This is a genomic window from Sinomonas gamaensis (genome assembly GCF_005876955.1).
GTDB classification, from domain to species: Bacteria; Actinomycetota; Actinomycetes; order Actinomycetales; family Micrococcaceae; genus Sinomonas; species Sinomonas gamaensis.
This window is the reverse complement of sequence record NZ_SSCL01000019.1, coordinates 21,026-38,561: the sequence shown is the minus strand read 5'-3', so window position 1 is coordinate 38,561 and position 17,536 is coordinate 21,026. Positions and strand designations below refer to the sequence as shown.

Below are 17,536 nucleotides of genomic sequence, written 5' to 3'. Positions count from 1 at the left end.
GAGAATAACCTGAGTTCGGCGGCCTGAGACCGGGCACGCAGAATGCGCACGATCTAAAGATCTTCAGCGCGGGGGAAAGCCTTTAGAGGGGGACATGAAGCGTCATTGGATTGCTGCCTGGGCCGCTCCGTTCATCTTGGTCCTCGCCGGGTGCGGCGGAGGTGAAAGTTCGGCCAGGACAACAGCGAAACCTGTGGCAGCAGCGTCGATAGTCGTTCCGGACGTAACCGGGCAGTCCGCCCGCGAGGCGGCTGCAACTATGGGCAAGGCGGGCCTGCAGGCTGACCTATTCGGATCGGATGGGCAAGGCTGGACGGGCTCCCCCGATGACCCTGCGAAGGCTTTGTCCACCGATCCCGCCGCGGGAACCCAGATGATCCCCCATGGGAAGGTGAAGATCCGTCTGGACAGGAAGTCGCAGCAGGACTGGGCGGCCCAGCCTCCAGCTGCCCCGGCGGCCAGCAGCCCCTCCACGGCCGCCAGCCTCACCAACAGGTACTCGGTAACTTGCGGCTACAGCAGCGACCGCAAGTACAGCTCCTACAAAGACGTGTGGACGAGCCCCGAGTACCAGGCGTCTGGCTACTGCGAGACTAAGATCGACGGCAAGGATCCAGTACCAAGGGCAAACGGCATCGCTCTCCTGCCGCAGGAGCAAGCCATTGTGAACGTCGTGGCATTGAAGGGCGGCGACGTGAGCAACCCGGCGAGGACGTTTGCGAACATCTACTCGCTCTGCGCGAGCGTTCCGAAGGACTACGCGGACCACGTCGTCGGGATCAGCGGGAACGTCCAGAAGCCTGGGATCGAGGGAGCCCTGGCGCTCTGCCCGGACACACCCCACGCAGCGCTCCTGCAGCAGGCCCTCACTTCGGTGAAGATCGACAGCGGCAGCTACGCCGTGGGCAAGGACATGCTTCCGGGGACGTACAGCACCGCACCTGGCGTCAGGCAGTGCTATTGGTCAAGGTCGAACGGAGCCGGAGACATCATCGCCAACAACTTTATTGACTACGCGCCCAACGGCGCGACCGTGACTGTCTACGCCGGCGAGGGGTTCACCTCCGACCGCTGCGGGGTGTGGACCAAGGTCCCCTGACAGGCCAGCAGGGAAGCCCCGGTTCTCCGAGTCGGAGTCCGGGGCTTCTCTCATTCGTCCGAAGAGCCGAATCGGCGGTGGAGCGATCTATCCCGATCACTCCCACTTGACGATGATGTCGAGGCTGACCCCGCGTTCGAGGAGGAGGGCTGTGAGCTTGTCGTAGTCGTGGTCCGTGTGGGGCGATGCGGTCTGCCTCGGCGGCGTCTTCAGCGCTGAGCCCGAAGTTCCCCTCGAGCTGGTCGGCGCCGGGGATCTTCGGGCCCTCGTACAGGGCCAGGTCCCGCTGGAGGCGGAAGTACGTCGAAGTTGTCGACCCGGGCGGAGGCGTCGTAGACGACGTCCTGGATCTTGGCCAGGACGGTGAGCGCGTCCGGGCGGCGCAGGACCGCAACAGTCTCCCCCACTCCGGCGGTCTCGGGCACCCAACCTACTGAACGTGGTGCCCTCGTCCTCCATGTACGGGTGGGTGACCTCCGCCTGCCCGAGCCGCCCCTCGATGCGGCGGGTCTCGTCTTCGTACTCCCGCCACGCCTCGTCGAAGCTGATCATCCCGTGCTCGCCTCCCACGGCTTGATTCTGGACTCGAGCGGGACCGGCTCCCATTTCCGGGAGGTGCCGATCCGGATGGCCCGACCCCCTGACATCGCCCAGACGTCGTCTGCCGCTGGAGCCATCACTGCCACCTCGTGTCCGACCGCTTCGGGATTCGGGCCGCACGCCATGAAGGCGGCGGCGTAGTCGAGGAAGAAGGGGCTGACGGCAGTGCCGGTCGGTGTGACGACTGCGAAGGCCTCGCCCGGGCGCAGCTCGACCTTCACCTCGGCGACCTCGCCGCCCCTAGCGACCTCTGCCTCTTCCCGGGTCGGGTCCACGATCTCGCCCCTCTGGAACAGGATGATGGGAGCTCCGAGGAAGAGTGCCCCGGTGAGCTGGGCGACCTGGGTGCGCACGGCCTCATGGCGCACACCCAGCTCGACGAGGACCTCGGCGCCGATCCCGTCTCCGGAGGGGAGCAGCCCGAGGAGGAGGTGCTCGGTGGCGACGTCGTTGACGCCCTGCTCGAGGGCCTCCCGCATGGCCGGCTCGAGGGCGCGCTTGGATGCGGCGGTGAAGGGGATGTGTCCCCCGACAGGGGTTGCGCCTTCTCCGGTGCAGGCGATCACCTTCTCGCGCAGCTGGTCGAAGTCGACGCCGAAGACGGCCAGGAGGTCGCGGCCGAGGCCGGTGTCCTCGCGAGTGAATGCGAGGAGGAGGTGTTCGGTGCCGATGCTGTGGTGGTTGTATCGGCGGGCCTCCTCTTGGCATAGGACGACGACGCGGCGGGCTTTGTCTGTGAATCGCTCAAACACGTGAGCCTGCTTTCGCTGTTCCGAGGACTCGTGCCGGGAAGTGCATGTCGCGGCTGAGCATGTCGGTCCTGATCGGGGTGTGGTTGGTGCGGAGCCAGTAGGTGACGCCGGGCTCGTCCCAGCGGTCGTTCTTGCCATAGATGCAGCTGCCCGGGGTGAGGATCGATTCGCCGTCCGGGAGGGCCTCGGCCTCCTCGGGGGTGTTCACGGTCTCGTGCGGGATGAGCGGCAGCTCGAGGGCGGTCTCGATTTCGGCGTTGCCGACGGCGATGTGGTGTCCGCCGCGCGGGTAGGTCTCGCTGCCTTCGACGACGACGGCGTCCCAGCTGTGCTGGTTCTGTGCGAAGGGCACGACCATGAGTCCGGTTCGCGGCAGAAGCAGGATCAGGCCCTGGGCCTCGTGGGAGTAGCGCTGCTTCATCAGCTGGGAGCAGTAGGCGTTTGTCGAGACGTCTTCTGCGCGGGGGTCTGGTGTTCGGGTCATGGAACACCATGTGTGCGGACATGAGCCTCGCCGCCTCCGGGCCAGTCTCTCAGAGGTCGGGGAGGTCGAGGGCGCGGAGTTCGAAACGGTTCGGGACGGTGATGGCAGCTACTCTCGGCTGGGTGTCGTCAGGTGTGGCGATCAGCGCCTCCCGCTGCCCGTTTGCCACCAAGGCCATCTCCACCCGGTCTCCCAGATTTGGGCCGTTCCTCCACGGAGAGGTGCCGACGCCCCGGATGTTCGCGACGAAGACCCTCGGTCTGCCCTTGGTGTCTTCGGCTTCGAAGACCAGCGGCATGTCCGTGCTGGTTTCGGGTGGGGCGCTGCCTCTCATGATGGCGGTGATCTGGCGCCATGCCAGCTTCTGTGCCGCGAGCCTCCGGGTTCGGGAGTAGATCGTCGCAACCGCAGCGAGGAACGAAAGCGTCGGAGTGATGGCGCACAGTGCGCCGAAGCCTGTGGCGTTGGGCAGCTCTGAGCGCGCCGAGACGAACCCCTGCACGACGACGTCGCGGGCATCGCTCGGGTTCACGGTCACCTGCACGGTGTCCCCGACGCGGGGCCCCCACGGGCACTTGATCCAGAGGTCGGCGTTCTGCCGGTGCAGCTCCCCCGCAGCCTCGTACGAGAGGTCCAGCCGGCACTGGTACTGGTGCTCCGCGAAGAAGTCGGTTCGGGCAAGGACCGTCGCGGTCGCCGGCCGGAAGGCGCCGTCGAACGGGGCGAGCGCATTCACCAACAGAATCGGAGCAACAACCAGCTCGACCAGGAGTGCGGCAGCCAGCCCGACGATGAGGCCGAACAGGAGCCTGTTGGAGTTGCTGCCCTTCCAAGTCGAGGGGTAATCCGCGGTCGGGGCATGGGCCTTCAGCACCAGCCCGTCGGGCAGCTCGACTGTCTCGTCCCCCACGGCCAGAGCCTAACCCCAGCGATCGGCTGAGGGGAGGAGACGGAGCAGGGCACGTCCGCACACATGTTGGCGCAAGGGGGATGCGCTGGCGGCGGCCTCCCGACGGGGGATGCCGCAAAGCCAAGTCCCACTCCAACACCTAAACCAATCGGAGCGGGCGCCTCCGCTGCCGCCGACGACTGTGTGAGGCAGATGGTCTCGGCGTCGCGTTCCGCGGCGTCCCCGACGCCGCCGAACGGCTTCACCGTGGGGGGACAACTCCCACACGGTCACCATCAACACTCAGTCCTAGTACGGCATGTCGGAGAAGATGGCCAGCTGTATCCTGCAGGGCATCAAGGTCCCCGACAGCATCATGAACGAGATCAACCACACGACGGCCCTGATGGGCCGTCAGACCGATGAGTGGGACGGCAAGAAGATCACCTGGTCCTACCACCCCGACAATTGTCTGAACGCGGTCATCATAGAGCCCCAATAAGCGTGTCCCCCACACGGAGAAGAGCCCCTCGAACCTGCAGCCGAGGGGGCTTTTTTCGTGTCTAGGCGTCTGAGCGCATCCCGAGTTTTTTGTTAGACCGAGGATCTTCTCAATTGCCTTCACGAGGTCACGCTGGGCATCCAGGACCTCGAAGACCTTGAGCTCCCTGTTGTAATTCTTGGCCTTCTCATCTGGGGTGGGGATGCAGGCATCTAGAGGGTTGTCGGGCTCTGCGGCACGGGCTTGGGCACCCCACCAATGGTCATATGCGCGTTGGACTACCTGATCCATGAGGATCCTGCAGTGCGACGGTGCACGGGCGGACCACTTCGGGATGTTCTCGTTGATCCCGCTGTTCCGCCGACGGGTAGCAAGGGCTAGCTCCTTCATCCTGGGCTCGACGTCCATCAGCAACTCAACATAGGACTCGTAGCGCTTCTCACGCCAATAGTGCTTGAGCTCGCGCCGGCTTTGGCCGAGGAAGACGAAGATGGCGGAAACTAACGCCGGCGGCGATGGCACCGCCGCCAACGAGGCTTCCCCAGAAGGAGGCAATCGCGGGATCCATTAGACCCTTGACTTGGAGGAGCTGCCAGCCCTTGGGGACCTGGGCCTTCATGAGCTCGAAGGCCTCTAGGTATGAGGGCGCGTCGACCTCGATCTCCTTGGGTTCCGTGGGGCGGATCGTGCCTACTACCTTCACGGAGTGTTCCTGGCCTTTGCGTTCTGCGAGCCAACGACAACGAATGAGCCCAGGATGACCACCCCGCCCAACGCAAGGGAGAGGATGGCGAGCTGAGGCCGCGGTCCGAAGTCCTCACTGCGGCAGCCCCCCGCGGGGACCCAAGGCGCACCACAAGGCAGGGCCTACGCGGGGGTGGGTTCCGAATACGTGTTGCTGAGCGCGCTCGGGCCGCCAGGGAAGCCGTCGAAGTGCTTCGTCTGTGGGATCAGTCCAAGCAAGAGGCCGGCGACGATCAGGGCCAGCCCTATGAAGGCCTACTGTCCACGATCGCTCACGCCTCAACCCTTCTCATCGCGCGTGCCATCAGCTGGTCGGGCGGGACGCCGAGTGTGTCGGCGAGTTTGGAGTACGTCCTCAGAGTCATGCTCCGGTGACCCCGCATGTACCGGCTCATGGTGGCCCTCTCCATGCCCATCGCATCAGCGAGGTCTTGCTGGGTCATGTCGCGCTCGAGCAGCTCGATCCGAATCTGCTTGCCGAGCGCTGCCTCCAGCGCGTCGGTTCCCCCGTCCTTCACAGGGGTGAGCCTACCCGGCGAGCTTTTGTCGGCCTCGCACCTGTCTGCGTGGCGTTGAACTGGCATGCGGAACGCATGCAAGACTTGCGACATGAGTGCAAATTTGGACAAGCTCGCCGCCCTTATCAGTACGCAGATCTCGTTCTATGGGTGGACCCGGGAAACCCTCGCCAAACGCACTGGTGCTGGCGTGCGGACGGTCTACGGATGGCTCGGTGCCACCAACGAGCCGACTCCCACCTTCCGGCCGAAGCTCGAGGAAGCCCTCGGCTGGGCTCCGGGCAAGGTCTCGGAGCTGCTCACTTCCGACATCGCGAACGAATACGAGCTCGAGGACATGCAGCCCCCGGCCCCCGAGCCCAAGTTCGCTGCCGCGGACCTCACTGACCAAGAGCTCATCGCCGAACTCGCCCGCCGTCTGAAGCAGCGCGACTAGTTGTACCTGGCGAGGTTGGTTGCAGGCGCGTCGCATTGACGTAGGGAGAGCCTCCAGATGGGGTGTGGCTTGTCGAAGGCTGCACCATCAACCCGGAGGCTCTCATATCCCACGGTAATGCCCGTCTGACCTTCCACGGTCGCCTGCTGATCGTCCGGCGCCACCTTCAAGGAGTCCGGCGCCACTTCAAGGATGGAAACAGCCCATATCGCCGCCGCCATGGGCGTCTCGCGCAAGTGCGTGAAGACCTGTATCGATCGTTATGCGGCCAAGGGCGAGCCCGGCCTGCACGATCGCTCGTCCCGCCCGCGCATCTGTCCTCGCCATACGGCAGACGAGCTCGAGCAGAAGATCATCGCGTTGAGGAAGCGAGAACGCGGCGGCCCCGACTGGATCTCGGCCCAGACGGGCGTGCCCGCCCGGACGGTCTCCCGGGTGCTTGCCCGCAACGGCATCCCGCACCTGGCGGCATTGGACACGATCAGCGGGGAGGTGATCAGGGCTTCCAAGGCTACAGCCCACCGCTACGAGCGCCAGCACCCGGGCGAACTTGTCCACATGGACGTGAAGAAGCTCGGGCGGATCCCCGACGGTGGCGGCTCGCGTGCCGAGGGCCAGACCCGCCCGAACCACCAAGCCGCACCGACAGGGCGCCGGATCGGCGACGACTACGTCCACTCCTTGGTCGATGACTTCTCCCGGCTCGCCTACTCAGAGATCCTCCCGGATGAGAAGGGCACGACCTGCGCCGCATTCCTCGAACGCGCGATCGCGTACTTCGCCGCCCTGGGGATCGGCCGGATCGAACGGTTGATGACCGACAATGCCTGGGCCTGCCGCTACTCACTGGGCGACGTCTGCGCCGGGCACGGGATCCGGCAGAACTTCATCCGCCCGCACTGCCCGGTAGCCCCTAGCTCCGGCGCGGTTGGCTGATGCTCACCTTGCTGCCGCCGCCCTCCCAGCTCGGGGGGCCCACTGCTAGCCTCACTCCCACTTCAGTCGATTGTGTCTAGGGCTGCATGTGGCGGGTATCTGGCCGGGGCGGCGGGATGTTCGGGCTCCACCGGATCCTCGAGGAACGCCGCGGGCAAGTAACCGAGTGAATGAATTGAACTAGGAGGCAACGATGAAACTGGCCACGAATTCGATGGCAGGCGCGGCTCTCGCGGGATCACTGCTCCTCTCTGGCGGCCTCATGGCACCGGCCAACGCAGCCAACCAGCAGCAGAGCGGGTTGGTCAACGTCGCCGTCGGCGACGTCAGCATCCTGAACAACGCCAACGTTGGTGTCGCTGCTCAGGTTGCCGCGAACGTCTGCGGCGTTGCCGTGGGCCCAGTCGCCGTGCTCGCCCAACAGACGGCCCGGACCGGCGACGCGTCGACGGTTTGCACGACTCCTACCGGACCTGTAACGATTACGCAGGCCCAGTAGCCGGACGCACCCGCTGTTCCAACCTGGCTGTCAGTCTCCATCAGGGGGCTGGCAGCCCTCTTGTGGGAAAGCCTCGTCCTGGTCGAAACCCGGAGACGCCGCGTCCCTCCCCAGCACGTTCCCGGCTCGCACATATGATCGGGCGCGTGAGCTCCACCCCGCCCCGCCCCAAGCGCCTCCGCGAAGACTTCGGCCTCGACGCCGCCTGGCTCGCCGCCCGCATCGAGGCGAGCCCGATCATCCTCGGGGTCGGGACCGGGCTGCCGGCGTTCGAGCGCACCATCCTCCACGAGCGGCCCGACCAATTCGCCGTCATCCTCTTCCACCCCGCGGACGGCGTCCGGCGCGTCGTCGAGGTCCAGCTCGGCGACGCCGACCAGGAGCAGCTCGCCCGAGCCCTCCAGCATTGGGAGGACGAACGCGTCCGGCTCCCCCGCGTCGAGCACCGGGTGGCGATCGCCGCCGAGCGCATCCCCGACGACGTCGCCCAGTCGGCGTCGCGCATCCAAGCCCATGTCCCGCTCGAGGTGGTCGAGCTGCACGCGGAGAAGACCGGCAACATCGTCGCCGTCCACGGCGAACCCGTCACGCTTCCACACCTCGACGGCGGACCCTCCGAGGCCGAGTCCTGACGTCTCCCCGCGCCGAGCGATACCCCCACCACGAAGAGCCCCTCCCTCTTGCGCGCCGACCACCGGGAGGCGCGGGTGCCGGGCGCTAGCCCCGACTGCCGCCACCGTCCAGCCGAGGGTGCCCATATTAAGAAGCTCAGTCGCTGCGCGACCTCGCGTGGGGGTGCTTCTTGTTGCCCGTTCCGTTCCGCGTGGTTGGTTGCGCGTCGTGTTCCCCGTGATGTTTCCCGGGGGCCGCTGCGCGGCCTGCTGGCCCGTGGTGCGTGGCGTGCCGGCGCCCGGTCCGTGCTGCGGGCCGGGCGGCGGTGCGCTGCGCGCCCCTTGCCCGCGGGGGCCGGGCCTTCGGCCGGGCCCCGGGCTGTCCATGGCGGGTCTGCCCCTTCGGGGCGGGCTGGTGTCTTCCCTGTCAGCGGCCTGCGGCCGCGGGTGCGTGGCGTCCCCTCATCGTGCCTCGGGTCGCGGTTCGTGATGGGGTGCAGGCGGCTGCGCCGCCGGGTGTGCGTGGGGTTGGGTTGTTGGTGTCGGGCTCGCACTGGTGTCGGGCCGTGGGCTGGGGCTTCGCCCCCGCCGGGTGGGGGCCCGTCGCGTTCCGGCTGCTCGTCCTGCGGTGTGTCAAGCTCCGGGTTTGGTGGAGAGGTCTCTAGCTGGTTTTCATGACTTCTCGTCCGGGGGCTGACCGTTCGTGGGCTGCTTCGTATTCGGCGGGTGGGACGTGGCCGAGCTCGCCGTGCAGGCGGCGGTGGTTGTACCAGTCGACCCATTCGGCGACGGCGACCTCGAGGTGGTTGATGTCGCGCCAGGGGCCCCTGTTGCGGATCAGCTCGGCCTTGAACAGGGAGTTCAGGGCCTCGGCCATGGCGTTGTCGTAGGAGTCCCCGCGGGAGCCGACGGAGGCGACGGCCTCGGCCTCGGCGAGGCGCTCGGTGTAGCGGATGGCCCGGTACTGGAGGGGTTCAACCGGTGGTCGGAGTGGTGGACCAGGCCGGCCAGGTCGGCCCCTGCCTTCGTCCTGGCCCAGATGCCCATCTGCAGGGCGTCCAGGGCGAGCTCGGTGTAGAGGCTGGTGGCGACCTGCCAGCCCACGATCCGGCGGGAGAAGACGTCCAGGACGAACGCTGCGTAGACCCAGCCGGCGAAGGTTCGCACGTAGGTGATGTCCGCGACCCAGAGCCTGTTCGGGGCCTCCGCGCTGAAGCGGCGCTCGACCAGGTCCTCGGGGCGGGCCGCCTCGGGAGCCGGGCGCGTGGTGCGCGGGCCCTTGGCGCGGCTGATCCCGCGCAGCCCCTCGGCGCGCATGAGCCGCTCCACGGTGCATCGGGCCACCGCCACGCCCTCGCGCCTGAGGGCGGCGTGGACCTTGCGGGCCCCGTAGACGCCGTAGTTATCCGCGTGCAGGGCCCGGATCCGCCCGGCCAGCTCAGCGTCCCGGACGGCCCGGGCGGAGGGCCGGCGGGCGCGGTGGGCGTAGTAGGTGCTCGGGGCAATCTGCAGGACGCGGCAGATCGGCTCGACCCCGTGCTCGTCACGGTGCTCCTCGACGAAGGCGCACATCACCTCGACGGGCGGTCGAGCTCCGCCGCGAAGAAAGCCGAGGCCTGCTTCAGGATCGCGTTCGCCCGGCGCAGCTCGCGGTTCTCCCGCTCAAGCTCGGCGATCCGGGCGGCGTCAGTGCTGGTCGTCCCGGGCCGCAGGCCCTCATCGACCTCGGTCTCGCGCACCCACGTACGCAGCGCCTCGGGATGGATTCCCAGCTGTTCCCCGATGCGCTTGTACGCCCCGACCCGGGTCGCTGGATCCGCTCTGGCTTCCAGAGCCAGGCGTGTGGCGCGCTCCTTCAGCTCGGCAGGGTACTTCCGCGGCGTCGACATGAGAACAATCCTCCCGGGTCATCAATCCCTCCATCAAACCCGGTACGGTTCAGTGCGCCCTCCGTCTCGTTCCCCCGTGGGCGGACCCTGGTCCGCCCGGGCACCCCCGGTCCCAGCCCGCTCCCCCGGGGCGAAGCCCCTCATCGGCGGGACAACCACGTCACGCCACCACGGTCCGCCCACCAGACCGCACCCCATACCGCTCCACCAGCCCGCCCACGGGCGGGCCCACCGGCACCCACCACGGCAAGCCGAACAACGGCCCCGGCCAGGCACCCACCCGGGGGCGCAGCCCCCATTGAAGACTCTTTGGACCCAGCCCCCACATCGGTGCCAGCCCAGCTCATCCCAGCCACCCCCTCGGCACGTCAACGGGCCGCACACCACCATGTGAGGGCAGGGCGCGAAGCGCCCGCACCCCATGTCGGAACCCCGACACGCCCGGCGGAACGACACGCCGGGCCACGGCGACCGGGCACCCGGCCCGCCGCACACAAGCAGGCATTGAGGGAGGACCCCAGCCACCGGCTGGGGAGACCCCATCGTGCGATTCCGACCATCAACTGGACAGACAGTAAGCCCCTGTGGGGCTGGGGGTCCCGGCTTCCTGCGTTTCGGGCGAAGCACATTGCGGTGTTGGGGATCCTGTCCGGCGTGAACTCAGGGTGCCGGGCCAGGGGGCCGTGGGGCGTGCTCTACGCATGGTGGGGTGCGATGGAGACGCACATGATCCGGCTCACGCGCGCCGGGAACCTCGAGACCAACCCCCAGCAGTTCGGGCAGCGGACCGCCGCGTTCGCCTCCGCGGTCGCCCGCGGGCAGGCGGCGACCCTGCTGACCCGCCGGGACGCCTCCGGCATGCACGGGGCGGTCCTGCTGGACGAGAAGGCGTACGCCGCGAACGCCGCCCTGCCCCTGGCGCAGGCGGTCGGCGCGCACGCCGAGCGGGCCGAGCTCCCGGACGACCTCGCCGACGCCGCAGTGGTCGGACGGCTCGTGCACCGCAACAGCGTCGTGCTGCGGGAGACCCAGGCCGGGATCGACCCGGGGGAGCTGCCGAGGCTGCTGGCCAACGCCATGCCGGAGGGGTCGTGGGTGGCGGTGACGATGCGCGCCCCGTCGAACCGGGAGCGGAAGCGGCACGTGCCCTGGCTGGCGCACCGGCTCGGCACCGCGGTCCCCACCCACCATTCCCTCTCCGGGAACGCGATGGTCGTCTCCGTGATGGCCGGCGGCCCCTCGGAGGACGAGGTCGCCTCGATTCTGGCCCAGCTCGCCGCCGCCATGCCCGGGTTCGACCTGGACACCGAGGTCGTGTTCCCCCGCACCCGGTCCCGGCTGCGGTTCGGGGCGCCCATCGCGGCGCTCCTGGCCCTGGCCGCGATCATCGGCGTCCCGATGGTGCCAGACACCATGTGGGCTTACGCGCCGTCGGCGCACGGTCTCGCCCAGCCGGCGCTGTTCGCCGCCGCCGTCGTCGCAGGGCTTCTGGGTGCGGCCGCCGCCAGCGGGCGCATCCCTTCCGAGGACACCCGCCTCCGCCGTGCCCTGGCCGCAGCCGCGTTCCCTCCCCCAGCCTCCCGGCGGACGGCCCCGGCCCCGCCGCGGAAGGAGTCCACTTTGAAGAAGGTCGACTCCCACGGCAACCCGTACGAGAAGCGGATCGCCGCCTCCGACGGGGACTACCCGCTCGCCCAGGACACGTTCCTGATGGCCCCGAACGCGTTCGCCGCGATCGTCTCCCCGCACGCCGGCGCCATCTCCGGCGCGGCCTCCACCGCCGCCCGCTCCGCTCCCCCCGCGGTGCGCGCCCCCATCGGCCCGGTCCTCGGCCCGACCGAGGACGGGGACGTTCACCTCTCCGCCGCGGCACTCCTCTTCGGCACCGCGATTGTTGGCCAGCCCGGATCAGGAAAGTCGCTGCTGGTGCGGTCGCTGTTCGGGTGGCACTGCCTCGAGCGGGTCAAGCCGTCCGGGAAGCCGGGCCATCCGGGTGCGGCGAACGCCCTGGTCGCGTTCGAGTCCAAGGGCGACGGAACCCGCAAGTACCTGCGCTGGGCGCACGCCCTCAGCGACCGGCTCCTGATCGTGGACGCCGGCGACCCCTCGACCCCCGGCATCGACCTGTTCGCCGTCCCGGGCGACAACACCGCCAAGGCCGAGTTCTTCGTCAACGCCATGCGCTACGCGTTCGGCGAGGACAGCGTCGGGTGGCGGTCCATGCAGACCCTCATCCCGGTGTTCACTGCTGCGCTCTCGGTGGACGACGAGCTGCTGTCCGAGGCCGAGCAGCTCGACCTGCGCCTCATCGAGCCGGGCCGGTCCCCGGTGTTCTACGCGAACGTCCTCCTCGCCCAGCTCGGCGACGCCGCCGGGGTCTCCCTGGCCAACGCCATCCACCAGCGGGCGGTGAAGCTGCGGGAACGCGGAACCCCCGACCTGCAGCTGGAGAAGGCCTGGAACGGGCTCCTTCCCATGTACGACTCCAACATCACCCCCGCCGCCCGGCGCGGCCTGTTCGACGCCCCGTCCTCGAAGGTGAAGACCCTCCTCGACCTGGACGAGTGGTGGACCCCGACGCGCCGGAAGGTGTCCTGGGCTGAGGTACTGGAGGGGCACCGCTCCGTGGTGATCAACACCGGCTCCTCGGAGACCGGGCGCATCCTGGAGGAGGCCACCAACCAGATGATCTCCTCGATGCTGATGTACGGGCTCCGGCACGCGATCCTGCGCACCTGCTCCGGCTGGCTGGAGCAGGGACGGTCGGTGACAGTGTTCGCCGACGAGCTCTCCCTCCTGGCCGGAACATCCCCGGAGATCATCGCCTGGATCCGCGACCAGGGCCGCTCCTACGGGGTCCGCGCCGTCTTCGCGACCCAGCGCCCCGAGCAGCTCGGGTCGTACCTGCGGAACAACTTCCTCACCTACGGGACCCTGATCTCCTTCGCCCAGACCGACCCGACCACGGCGCGGGAGATCGCGGAGAACGCCGGCAGCGACTGGAGTGCCGCGGACGTCCAGCACCTCGAGCCGTACCACGTGCTCGTGCGCACCGGGGTGGACCAGCGCCGCCAGCCGGCGTTCACCGTGCACCTGCCCGAGTGGGAGTCCGACATCGAAGCGTACGCGGCAGCGCAGGGGTATGCGGAGAAGCCCGCAGCCGTCGCCGCCAAGCCGTGGCTGGAGGTGGAGGCATGATGGTGGACGCCGTGCACGCCAACCTGATCCCCTCGGCCTGCCCCGACCCTGAGCTGGCCACCCCTGGGCGGATGGACCCGTACTGGGACCGGCTGTGGGCTCCGGGCTCGCAGGCCGCCTGGTCGAACCGGTCCCTGCTGGAGGCCCGCGCAGCCCGGCGGGAACGGTCGGTGAACCGGCGCTTCCTGATGGAGGAGGCGGAGGCGCTGCGGCTGCTGGATGTGAACCGCGGCCGACGCGATCGCCTCGGGCTGTGGGGCGCCCTCGACTCGTACCGGACGGTGACTGCGGAGCAGGCGGCAGCGTTCGCCGGCGCGCCCCTTCTGCTCGACCCGGCCTCCTCGGCGGTCGCCGCCTCGGTCGCCGTGGGCCTGATGGATGTCGGGACGTTCCCCTCTCCCGGTGCCCTCGGCGCTCCGCTCCCGCGGTGCGATCTACCGGCCCTCGACCACGGGCGCGTTCGAGAAGCACATCGTTCCGACCCTGACCTGGCCGGAGTGGGTCGCCGTGACCGCCGGCTATCCGTGGTCCGGCGGGTCCCAGTTCGACCGGCACAACATCCTCGCCGCCGAGCTCGCCCTCCGCGCCGCCGAATACCTCCCCGAGGTCGGTGCCGTGCTCGGGGAGAAGCTCTCCACCATGGACCTCTACGCCGGCTCCGGGCTCGGGAAGGAGTGGCCGGCGACGGACAACCGGCGCGCCGACGGCACCCTGGTCCGCAACGACGGGCTCCGCATCGCGATCGAGGTCACCGCCACCGCCTCCGCCGCGCTGGAGAAGAAGGTGCGCCGCTGGGCGGAGCTGCTGCGCGAGCGCCCCCTGGAGACCTCCGGACTCGTGGTGGTGTTCGTCGCCGCCCCGCACCCGGACCGGCCCAAGGGCACGGGCTCGGACCCGGTGCACGGGCTCTACCGCCGCATCGCGAAGGTACTCTCCGCGTTCCCCAGAACGGGCGCGGACTCCCCGGCCGCGCGCATCGGCGTCGTGTCCTGGGACGAGTGGTTCCCGGCGAGGCACGAGCTCTCCGAGGACTTCTTCACCCTGGCGGCCGACTTCGCCCTCGCCGACGGGGCCGGGCGTGAGCGGTGGGTGCGCCGCGGACGCGAGGCGGCCTTCTGGTTGGGGAGCCCGCCTCGGGCGGGCAACACGATCCTGACTGCCGGTGCCGAGGCTGCCCAGTTGCGCGTCCTTGTCGACGTCGGGCAGAAGCTGACGTCCCCCATCCCGGCTTTCACCTCCGACGCCCCCGTGCGCTTCGCCACCGGTCGTCCTGTGTCGGAACCGGTTGTAGCATCCGACGCAAAGAGGAGGACCATTGCAAAGCAAGTCACCGGCCCGCCGGACTGGGGTGGAGCGTACTTTCCGGGTCAGCATCGCCCTCAAAGGCCTGGACGGGGTGCTGGAGCTCGCCGGCGGAGTCCTGCTGCTCTTCGTATCGCCGTCGCAGATCAGCTCCCTCCTCAGGCTGCTGACCCAGCACGAGCTGTCCGAGGACCCGCACGACCTCATCGCGAATTCCCTGATGCACCTGGCTGGGACGATGAACGGCTCGTCGTCGCTCTTCGGGGCGCTGTACCTGCTGCTGCACGGGGCAGTGAAGATCGTCCTGGTGTGGGCGGTCCTCCGGGACCGGCTGTGGGCCTACCCGTGGATGATCGCCTTCCTCCTTGTCTTCAGCGGGTACCAGGCCTACCGCATCGTGGTCAGATTCTCATTGGGCTTGGTCCTGCTGACGGCCTTCGACATCTTCATCGTCTTGCTCACGTGGCACGAGTACAGGTCCAGACGGGCTCAGAGCGCTAACACCCCTCGGTGAACCATGCTCGAGCTCGAGCTCGTCATCCTCTCCGAGCGGGGCCGTGGGCCCCTGAGTTGCGATCTGGGCTTTGCCGCACACATGGTTGCTCATGCCCGCCGCCCCCAGCGCCCAAGAACCGAGCATGCTGGCCGTCTGCGACTGCTCCGCCAACCACCAGCATTCGACTCGTTCGATGTACGGCTCCTTGCGCCGAACAGCGGCATGAGGTCAGAGGCTGCCCGCTTCGTGACGTACAGTCCGCACATGCGCCCAGTCTCCCACCAGCGCATCGTACGCGGGCGCACGCAGGGGATTAGCCGTAGCAGATCCACCTGTCCCCCGTATGGAGGACAAGGCACCCAGGCACGATCCCATGAGGTTTTCATGCTTCAACTCACCCATAAAATCGGCTCGCCACCATAACGCAGCAAGGGGGAATCATGTCCGCTCCGCAATACCCGAACTCGAATTATCCCGCTCCCGAGTACCCGTCCCAGACACCGCGCGGCTTCAACTCCGCACCGCCCCTGTGGGCGCCCTACTACGGCGCCCCGTTCAAGGACGCCGTCCAGCGTGTCTTCAAGAAGTACGCCACCTTCTCGGGCCGCGCCAGCCGGGCCGAGTACTGGTGGTGGGCCCTTGTCAGCGGTGTCGTTGGCATCGTCCTGAACATCATCACCTCAGTCGGCATGGTCAGCTCCAGGAGCTCCTACGGAGGCTACAGCTATTCGACCCCCACCCCTGGTCCGATCTCGATCATCGGCTACATCCTGCTGGTCGTCTGGGGCGTGGCCGTGATCGTCCCGAGCCTCGCCCTGACCGTCCGCCGGCTCCACGACGTGAACATGAGCGGATGGATGATCCTGCTCGGGCTCATCCCGTTTGTCGGCGGCATCGTCCTTCTGGTCTTCACCCTGCTCGGCCCGAAGCCAGAGGGCCGACGCTTCGACAGCCCGACCGCGCCCGCCTACGGCGCCTGATCTTCCCAGAGGCCTCCGGCCTAGAGCCCCGCACATCGCCATCCTCGGCGGTGCCGGGGCTCTTCGGCGCCGGTCCCCAACCGCCATATTGCTTTCCCAGCTCAGAAATGAACCCCTCCAAGAAGGACTTCTCCTCAGGGGCTGACCAACCGTCGCCGTGTATGACCTCCGTTCCAATTTGCACACTGCCTCGTTCTTGGCGGCCGTCGACGAATACTTCGCCGAGAGCGTCTGGTGACGCCCAGCCCTATCGAGCTGGGAAAGCCGGATCCCATATCTGGATCTTCGCGCGCTCGTTGCTGTCTCCGACCGAGGCTCAGGCTCCAGCCACTTGGCTCAGGCCAAGCACGGTCGCCGCCGATGCCTTCTCATCCGAGAACCGGAAAATACCCACATCCGCATTACCAGCCGGTCCAGTCACAGTGTTGTACGCGAACTCGATCGGCGCGGGAACTCTGTTAGCTCGCGGATTGCGTCTTTGCACCCTTGGCTCGTCCGATAAGTTCGAGGGAGGCTGCCGAGGAATGTCCCGTCGGCCGCTAGGCCCCCATTAGGCTTCTCATTCCTAGGGTTGTAGCCGTACAGTAGCCCGGGCCCAAACCGGAAATCGCCCTCGACGCAGACTTTCAAGAGCTCAACGAGGGGCGCCCCCATCAATCGGTGCGCCATCCGTCGATGGCGTCGCAACGACCGGCGCGTTTGTTGGCGCGGCCGATCCCGAACCATCGGCAGTACCCACGCAAGATGAGAGCATCACCGCCAGGCCTAGGACCCCCTGCGGCAGTACCTAGCCTCGCCCGGTCTGCCTTCTGTGGGTGCGCCCTTATCTGAACCCTCACATTCCCGACGCCGACGGCTGGCAGTCTGGCCCGGCTGCTAGTCCTGAGTGTCGACTACTTCGGCGGGTGGAGTCGTCGTCTTCGTGGCTTGAGTGGCCCCTGCATCCGGGCGTCTCGTAGGCATCCTCTTCGCCACGACCAAGGCCACGAGACCTGCGATCCCGATGATCGCGATCACCGGGAGCTCGCTCAGGTAGAAACCGGTCCGAAGCCAGATCCCGGACCAGACGATCAGCACGATTGCTACAGCGTAGAGGGCGTACTTACCCATGTTCTTCTCGATCAACGCTCTTCTCCCTGCTCTCTGTCTCTTGTTGTTTGGCACATCTCGCGTCTTTTTGAGACGGCAAGGCATGCCCTGGGCGGATGCTGGCGCTCCCAGCCCGCTTCATGACGTCATAGCCGCTGCGGAAGCGGTATTTGTCGGTAGTACGCCTGCGACAAGCAGTACGACGACCAGCACGAGGCACGCGAGGAACACTGCCGCGGTCCAGCCCCAGAACCTGATCTCGGCCCGCTCGATCCTCCTGACCGAATCAAGCCGGTGGGAGGAAAGAAGGACGAGATGGTCAAGTGGGGTGCGCTCGGTCCTGACCAGGAGATTGGAAACTGCATCGATCGTCGCGTCGTCGAGGAGAGCGCTCGTAACGGCACCGTCACTTTCCACGACGAACTCGCGGATCCTCGTCCCATGGCGGGCCAAGAGGATGTCCTCGCCGAGGCTGCTCCTCCTCCGCGTGTCCCACCCCTTCATACGATCGA

15 protein-coding genes, 2 pseudogenes and 1 other annotated feature are annotated in these 17,536 nt (G+C 67.8%); of the genes and pseudogenes, 8 read left to right on the top strand and 9 right to left on the bottom strand.

Features of this window, described 5'->3' with window-relative positions:
• Positions 1 to 94 precede the first annotated feature (94 nt).
• Positions 95 to 1,099: a PASTA domain-containing protein gene (locus E5679_RS18625; protein ID WP_138418690.1), complete on the top strand. Its 1,005-nt coding sequence runs from the start codon at positions 95 to 97 to the stop codon at positions 1,097 to 1,099.
• Positions 1,100 to 1,308: 209 nt separating this feature from the next.
• Here E5679_RS18625 and E5679_RS18620 read toward each other — a convergent pair whose 3' ends face one another.
• The 6 genes from E5679_RS18620 to E5679_RS18590 all read right to left on the bottom strand — a co-directional run bounded on the left by E5679_RS18620 (position 1,309) and on the right by E5679_RS18590 (position 5,588).
• Positions 1,309 to 1,524, bottom strand: coding sequence for a hypothetical protein (locus E5679_RS18620; protein ID WP_138418688.1), 216 nt, complete (start codon positions 1,522 to 1,524; stop codon positions 1,309 to 1,311).
• Positions 1,525 to 1,647: 123 nt separating this feature from the next.
• Entirely contained in the window at positions 1,648 to 2,451 is an 804-nt protein-coding gene (locus E5679_RS18615; RefSeq protein WP_171042456.1) for a Clp protease N-terminal domain-containing protein, read from the bottom strand.
• On the bottom strand, positions 2,444 to 2,935 hold the full coding sequence (locus E5679_RS18610) for a hypothetical protein (RefSeq protein ID WP_138418684.1): 492 nt from the start codon (positions 2,933 to 2,935) through the stop codon (positions 2,444 to 2,446). The genes E5679_RS18615 and E5679_RS18610 overlap by 8 nt, the downstream gene beginning before the upstream one ends.
• 49 nt (positions 2,936 to 2,984) lie before the next feature.
• A complete protein-coding gene (locus E5679_RS18605; RefSeq protein ID WP_171042455.1) occupies positions 2,985 to 3,845 on the bottom strand; it encodes a DUF3592 domain-containing protein in 861 nt (286 codons plus the stop codon).
• A gap of 241 nt (positions 3,846 to 4,086) precedes the next feature.
• On the bottom strand, positions 4,087 to 4,857 hold the full coding sequence (locus tag E5679_RS18600; protein WP_171042454.1) for a hypothetical protein: 771 nt from the start codon (positions 4,855 to 4,857) through the stop codon (positions 4,087 to 4,089).
• Positions 4,858 to 5,342: 485 nt separating this feature from the next.
• Complete coding sequence (locus E5679_RS18590; RefSeq protein ID WP_171042453.1) at positions 5,343 to 5,588, bottom strand: helix-turn-helix domain-containing protein; 246 nt, start codon at positions 5,586 to 5,588, stop codon at positions 5,343 to 5,345.
• 91 nt (positions 5,589 to 5,679) lie between these two features.
• On the opposite strand from E5679_RS18590, the gene E5679_RS18585 reads away from it, so the two are divergent.
• The 4 genes and pseudogenes from E5679_RS18585 (at position 5,680) to E5679_RS18570 (ending at position 8,091) form a co-directional block, all read left to right on the top strand.
• A complete protein-coding gene (locus tag E5679_RS18585; RefSeq protein ID WP_138418675.1) occupies positions 5,680 to 6,024 on the top strand; it encodes a hypothetical protein in 345 nt (114 codons plus the stop codon).
• 104 nt (positions 6,025 to 6,128) lie between these two features.
• Positions 6,129 to 6,930, top strand: a pseudogene (locus E5679_RS18580) (DDE-type integrase/transposase/recombinase); the annotation flags it as partial.
• Positions 6,931 to 7,153: 223 nt separating this feature from the next.
• Positions 7,154 to 7,459 carry a hypothetical protein gene (locus tag E5679_RS18575; protein ID WP_138418672.1) on the top strand — a complete coding sequence of 102 codons (306 nt, stop codon included), beginning with the start codon at positions 7,154 to 7,156 and terminating at the stop codon, positions 7,457 to 7,459.
• Positions 7,460 to 7,605: 146 nt separating this feature from the next.
• Positions 7,606 to 8,091, top strand: coding sequence for a hypothetical protein (locus E5679_RS18570; RefSeq protein ID WP_138418670.1), 486 nt, complete (start codon positions 7,606 to 7,608; stop codon positions 8,089 to 8,091).
• Between the two features lie 640 nt (positions 8,092 to 8,731).
• Here E5679_RS18570 and E5679_RS18565 read toward each other — a convergent pair.
• Positions 8,732 to 9,959, bottom strand: a pseudogene (locus E5679_RS18565) (IS3 family transposase).
• Positions 9,568 to 9,681: a sequence feature (AL1L pseudoknot), on the bottom strand. (Overlaps the previous pseudogene by 114 nt.)
• Before the next feature lie 726 nt (positions 9,960 to 10,685).
• On the opposite strand from E5679_RS18565, the gene E5679_RS18560 reads away from it, so the two are divergent.
• The 3 genes from E5679_RS18560 to E5679_RS18545 all read left to right on the top strand — a co-directional run bounded on the left by E5679_RS18560 (position 10,686) and on the right by E5679_RS18545 (position 15,935).
• Entirely contained in the window at positions 10,686 to 13,157 is a 2,472-nt protein-coding gene (locus E5679_RS18560) for a type IV secretory system conjugative DNA transfer family protein (protein WP_138418668.1), read from the top strand.
• A gap of 1,348 nt (positions 13,158 to 14,505) precedes the next feature.
• Positions 14,506 to 14,973 (top strand): DUF2127 domain-containing protein, encoded by a 468-nt coding sequence (locus E5679_RS21645; RefSeq protein ID WP_420821089.1) that lies wholly within the window; start codon positions 14,506 to 14,508, stop codon positions 14,971 to 14,973.
• A 422-nt stretch (positions 14,974 to 15,395) separates the two neighbouring features.
• Entirely contained in the window at positions 15,396 to 15,935 is a 540-nt protein-coding gene (locus E5679_RS18545; RefSeq protein WP_138418663.1) for a DUF805 domain-containing protein, read from the top strand.
• A gap of 876 nt (positions 15,936 to 16,811) precedes the next feature.
• On the opposite strand, the gene E5679_RS18540 is transcribed toward E5679_RS18545, so the two are convergent.
• Both E5679_RS18540 and E5679_RS18535 read right to left on the bottom strand, forming a co-directional pair.
• Complete coding sequence (locus tag E5679_RS18540; protein ID WP_138418661.1) at positions 16,812 to 17,060, bottom strand: hypothetical protein; 249 nt, start codon at positions 17,058 to 17,060, stop codon at positions 16,812 to 16,814.
• 102 nt (positions 17,061 to 17,162) lie between these two features.
• On the bottom strand, positions 17,163 to 17,528 hold the full coding sequence (locus E5679_RS18535; RefSeq protein ID WP_138418659.1) for a hypothetical protein: 366 nt from the start codon (positions 17,526 to 17,528) through the stop codon (positions 17,163 to 17,165).
• Between the last annotated feature and the right edge of the window lie 8 nt (positions 17,529 to 17,536).

What these genes read in the sequence shown, in the direction of transcription:
- E5679_RS18535 (WP_138418659.1), bottom strand. Translation starts at nt 17,528, where the DNA reads ATGAAGGGGTGGGACACGCGGAGGAGGAGCAGCCTCGGCGAGGACATC.
- E5679_RS18545 (WP_138418663.1), top strand. Translation starts at nt 15,396, where the DNA reads ATGTCCGCTCCGCAATACCCGAACTCGAATTATCCCGCTCCCGAGTAC.
- E5679_RS18625 (WP_138418690.1), top strand. Translation starts at nt 95, where the DNA reads ATGAAGCGTCATTGGATTGCTGCCTGGGCCGCTCCGTTCATCTTGGTC.
- E5679_RS18585 (WP_138418675.1), top strand. Translation starts at nt 5,680, where the DNA reads ATGAGTGCAAATTTGGACAAGCTCGCCGCCCTTATCAGTACGCAGATC.
- E5679_RS18575 (WP_138418672.1), top strand. Translation starts at nt 7,154, where the DNA reads ATGAAACTGGCCACGAATTCGATGGCAGGCGCGGCTCTCGCGGGATCA.
- E5679_RS18560 (WP_138418668.1), top strand. Translation starts at nt 10,686, where the DNA reads ATGATCCGGCTCACGCGCGCCGGGAACCTCGAGACCAACCCCCAGCAG.
- E5679_RS18610 (WP_138418684.1), bottom strand. Translation starts at nt 2,935, where the DNA reads ATGACCCGAACACCAGACCCCCGCGCAGAAGACGTCTCGACAAACGCC.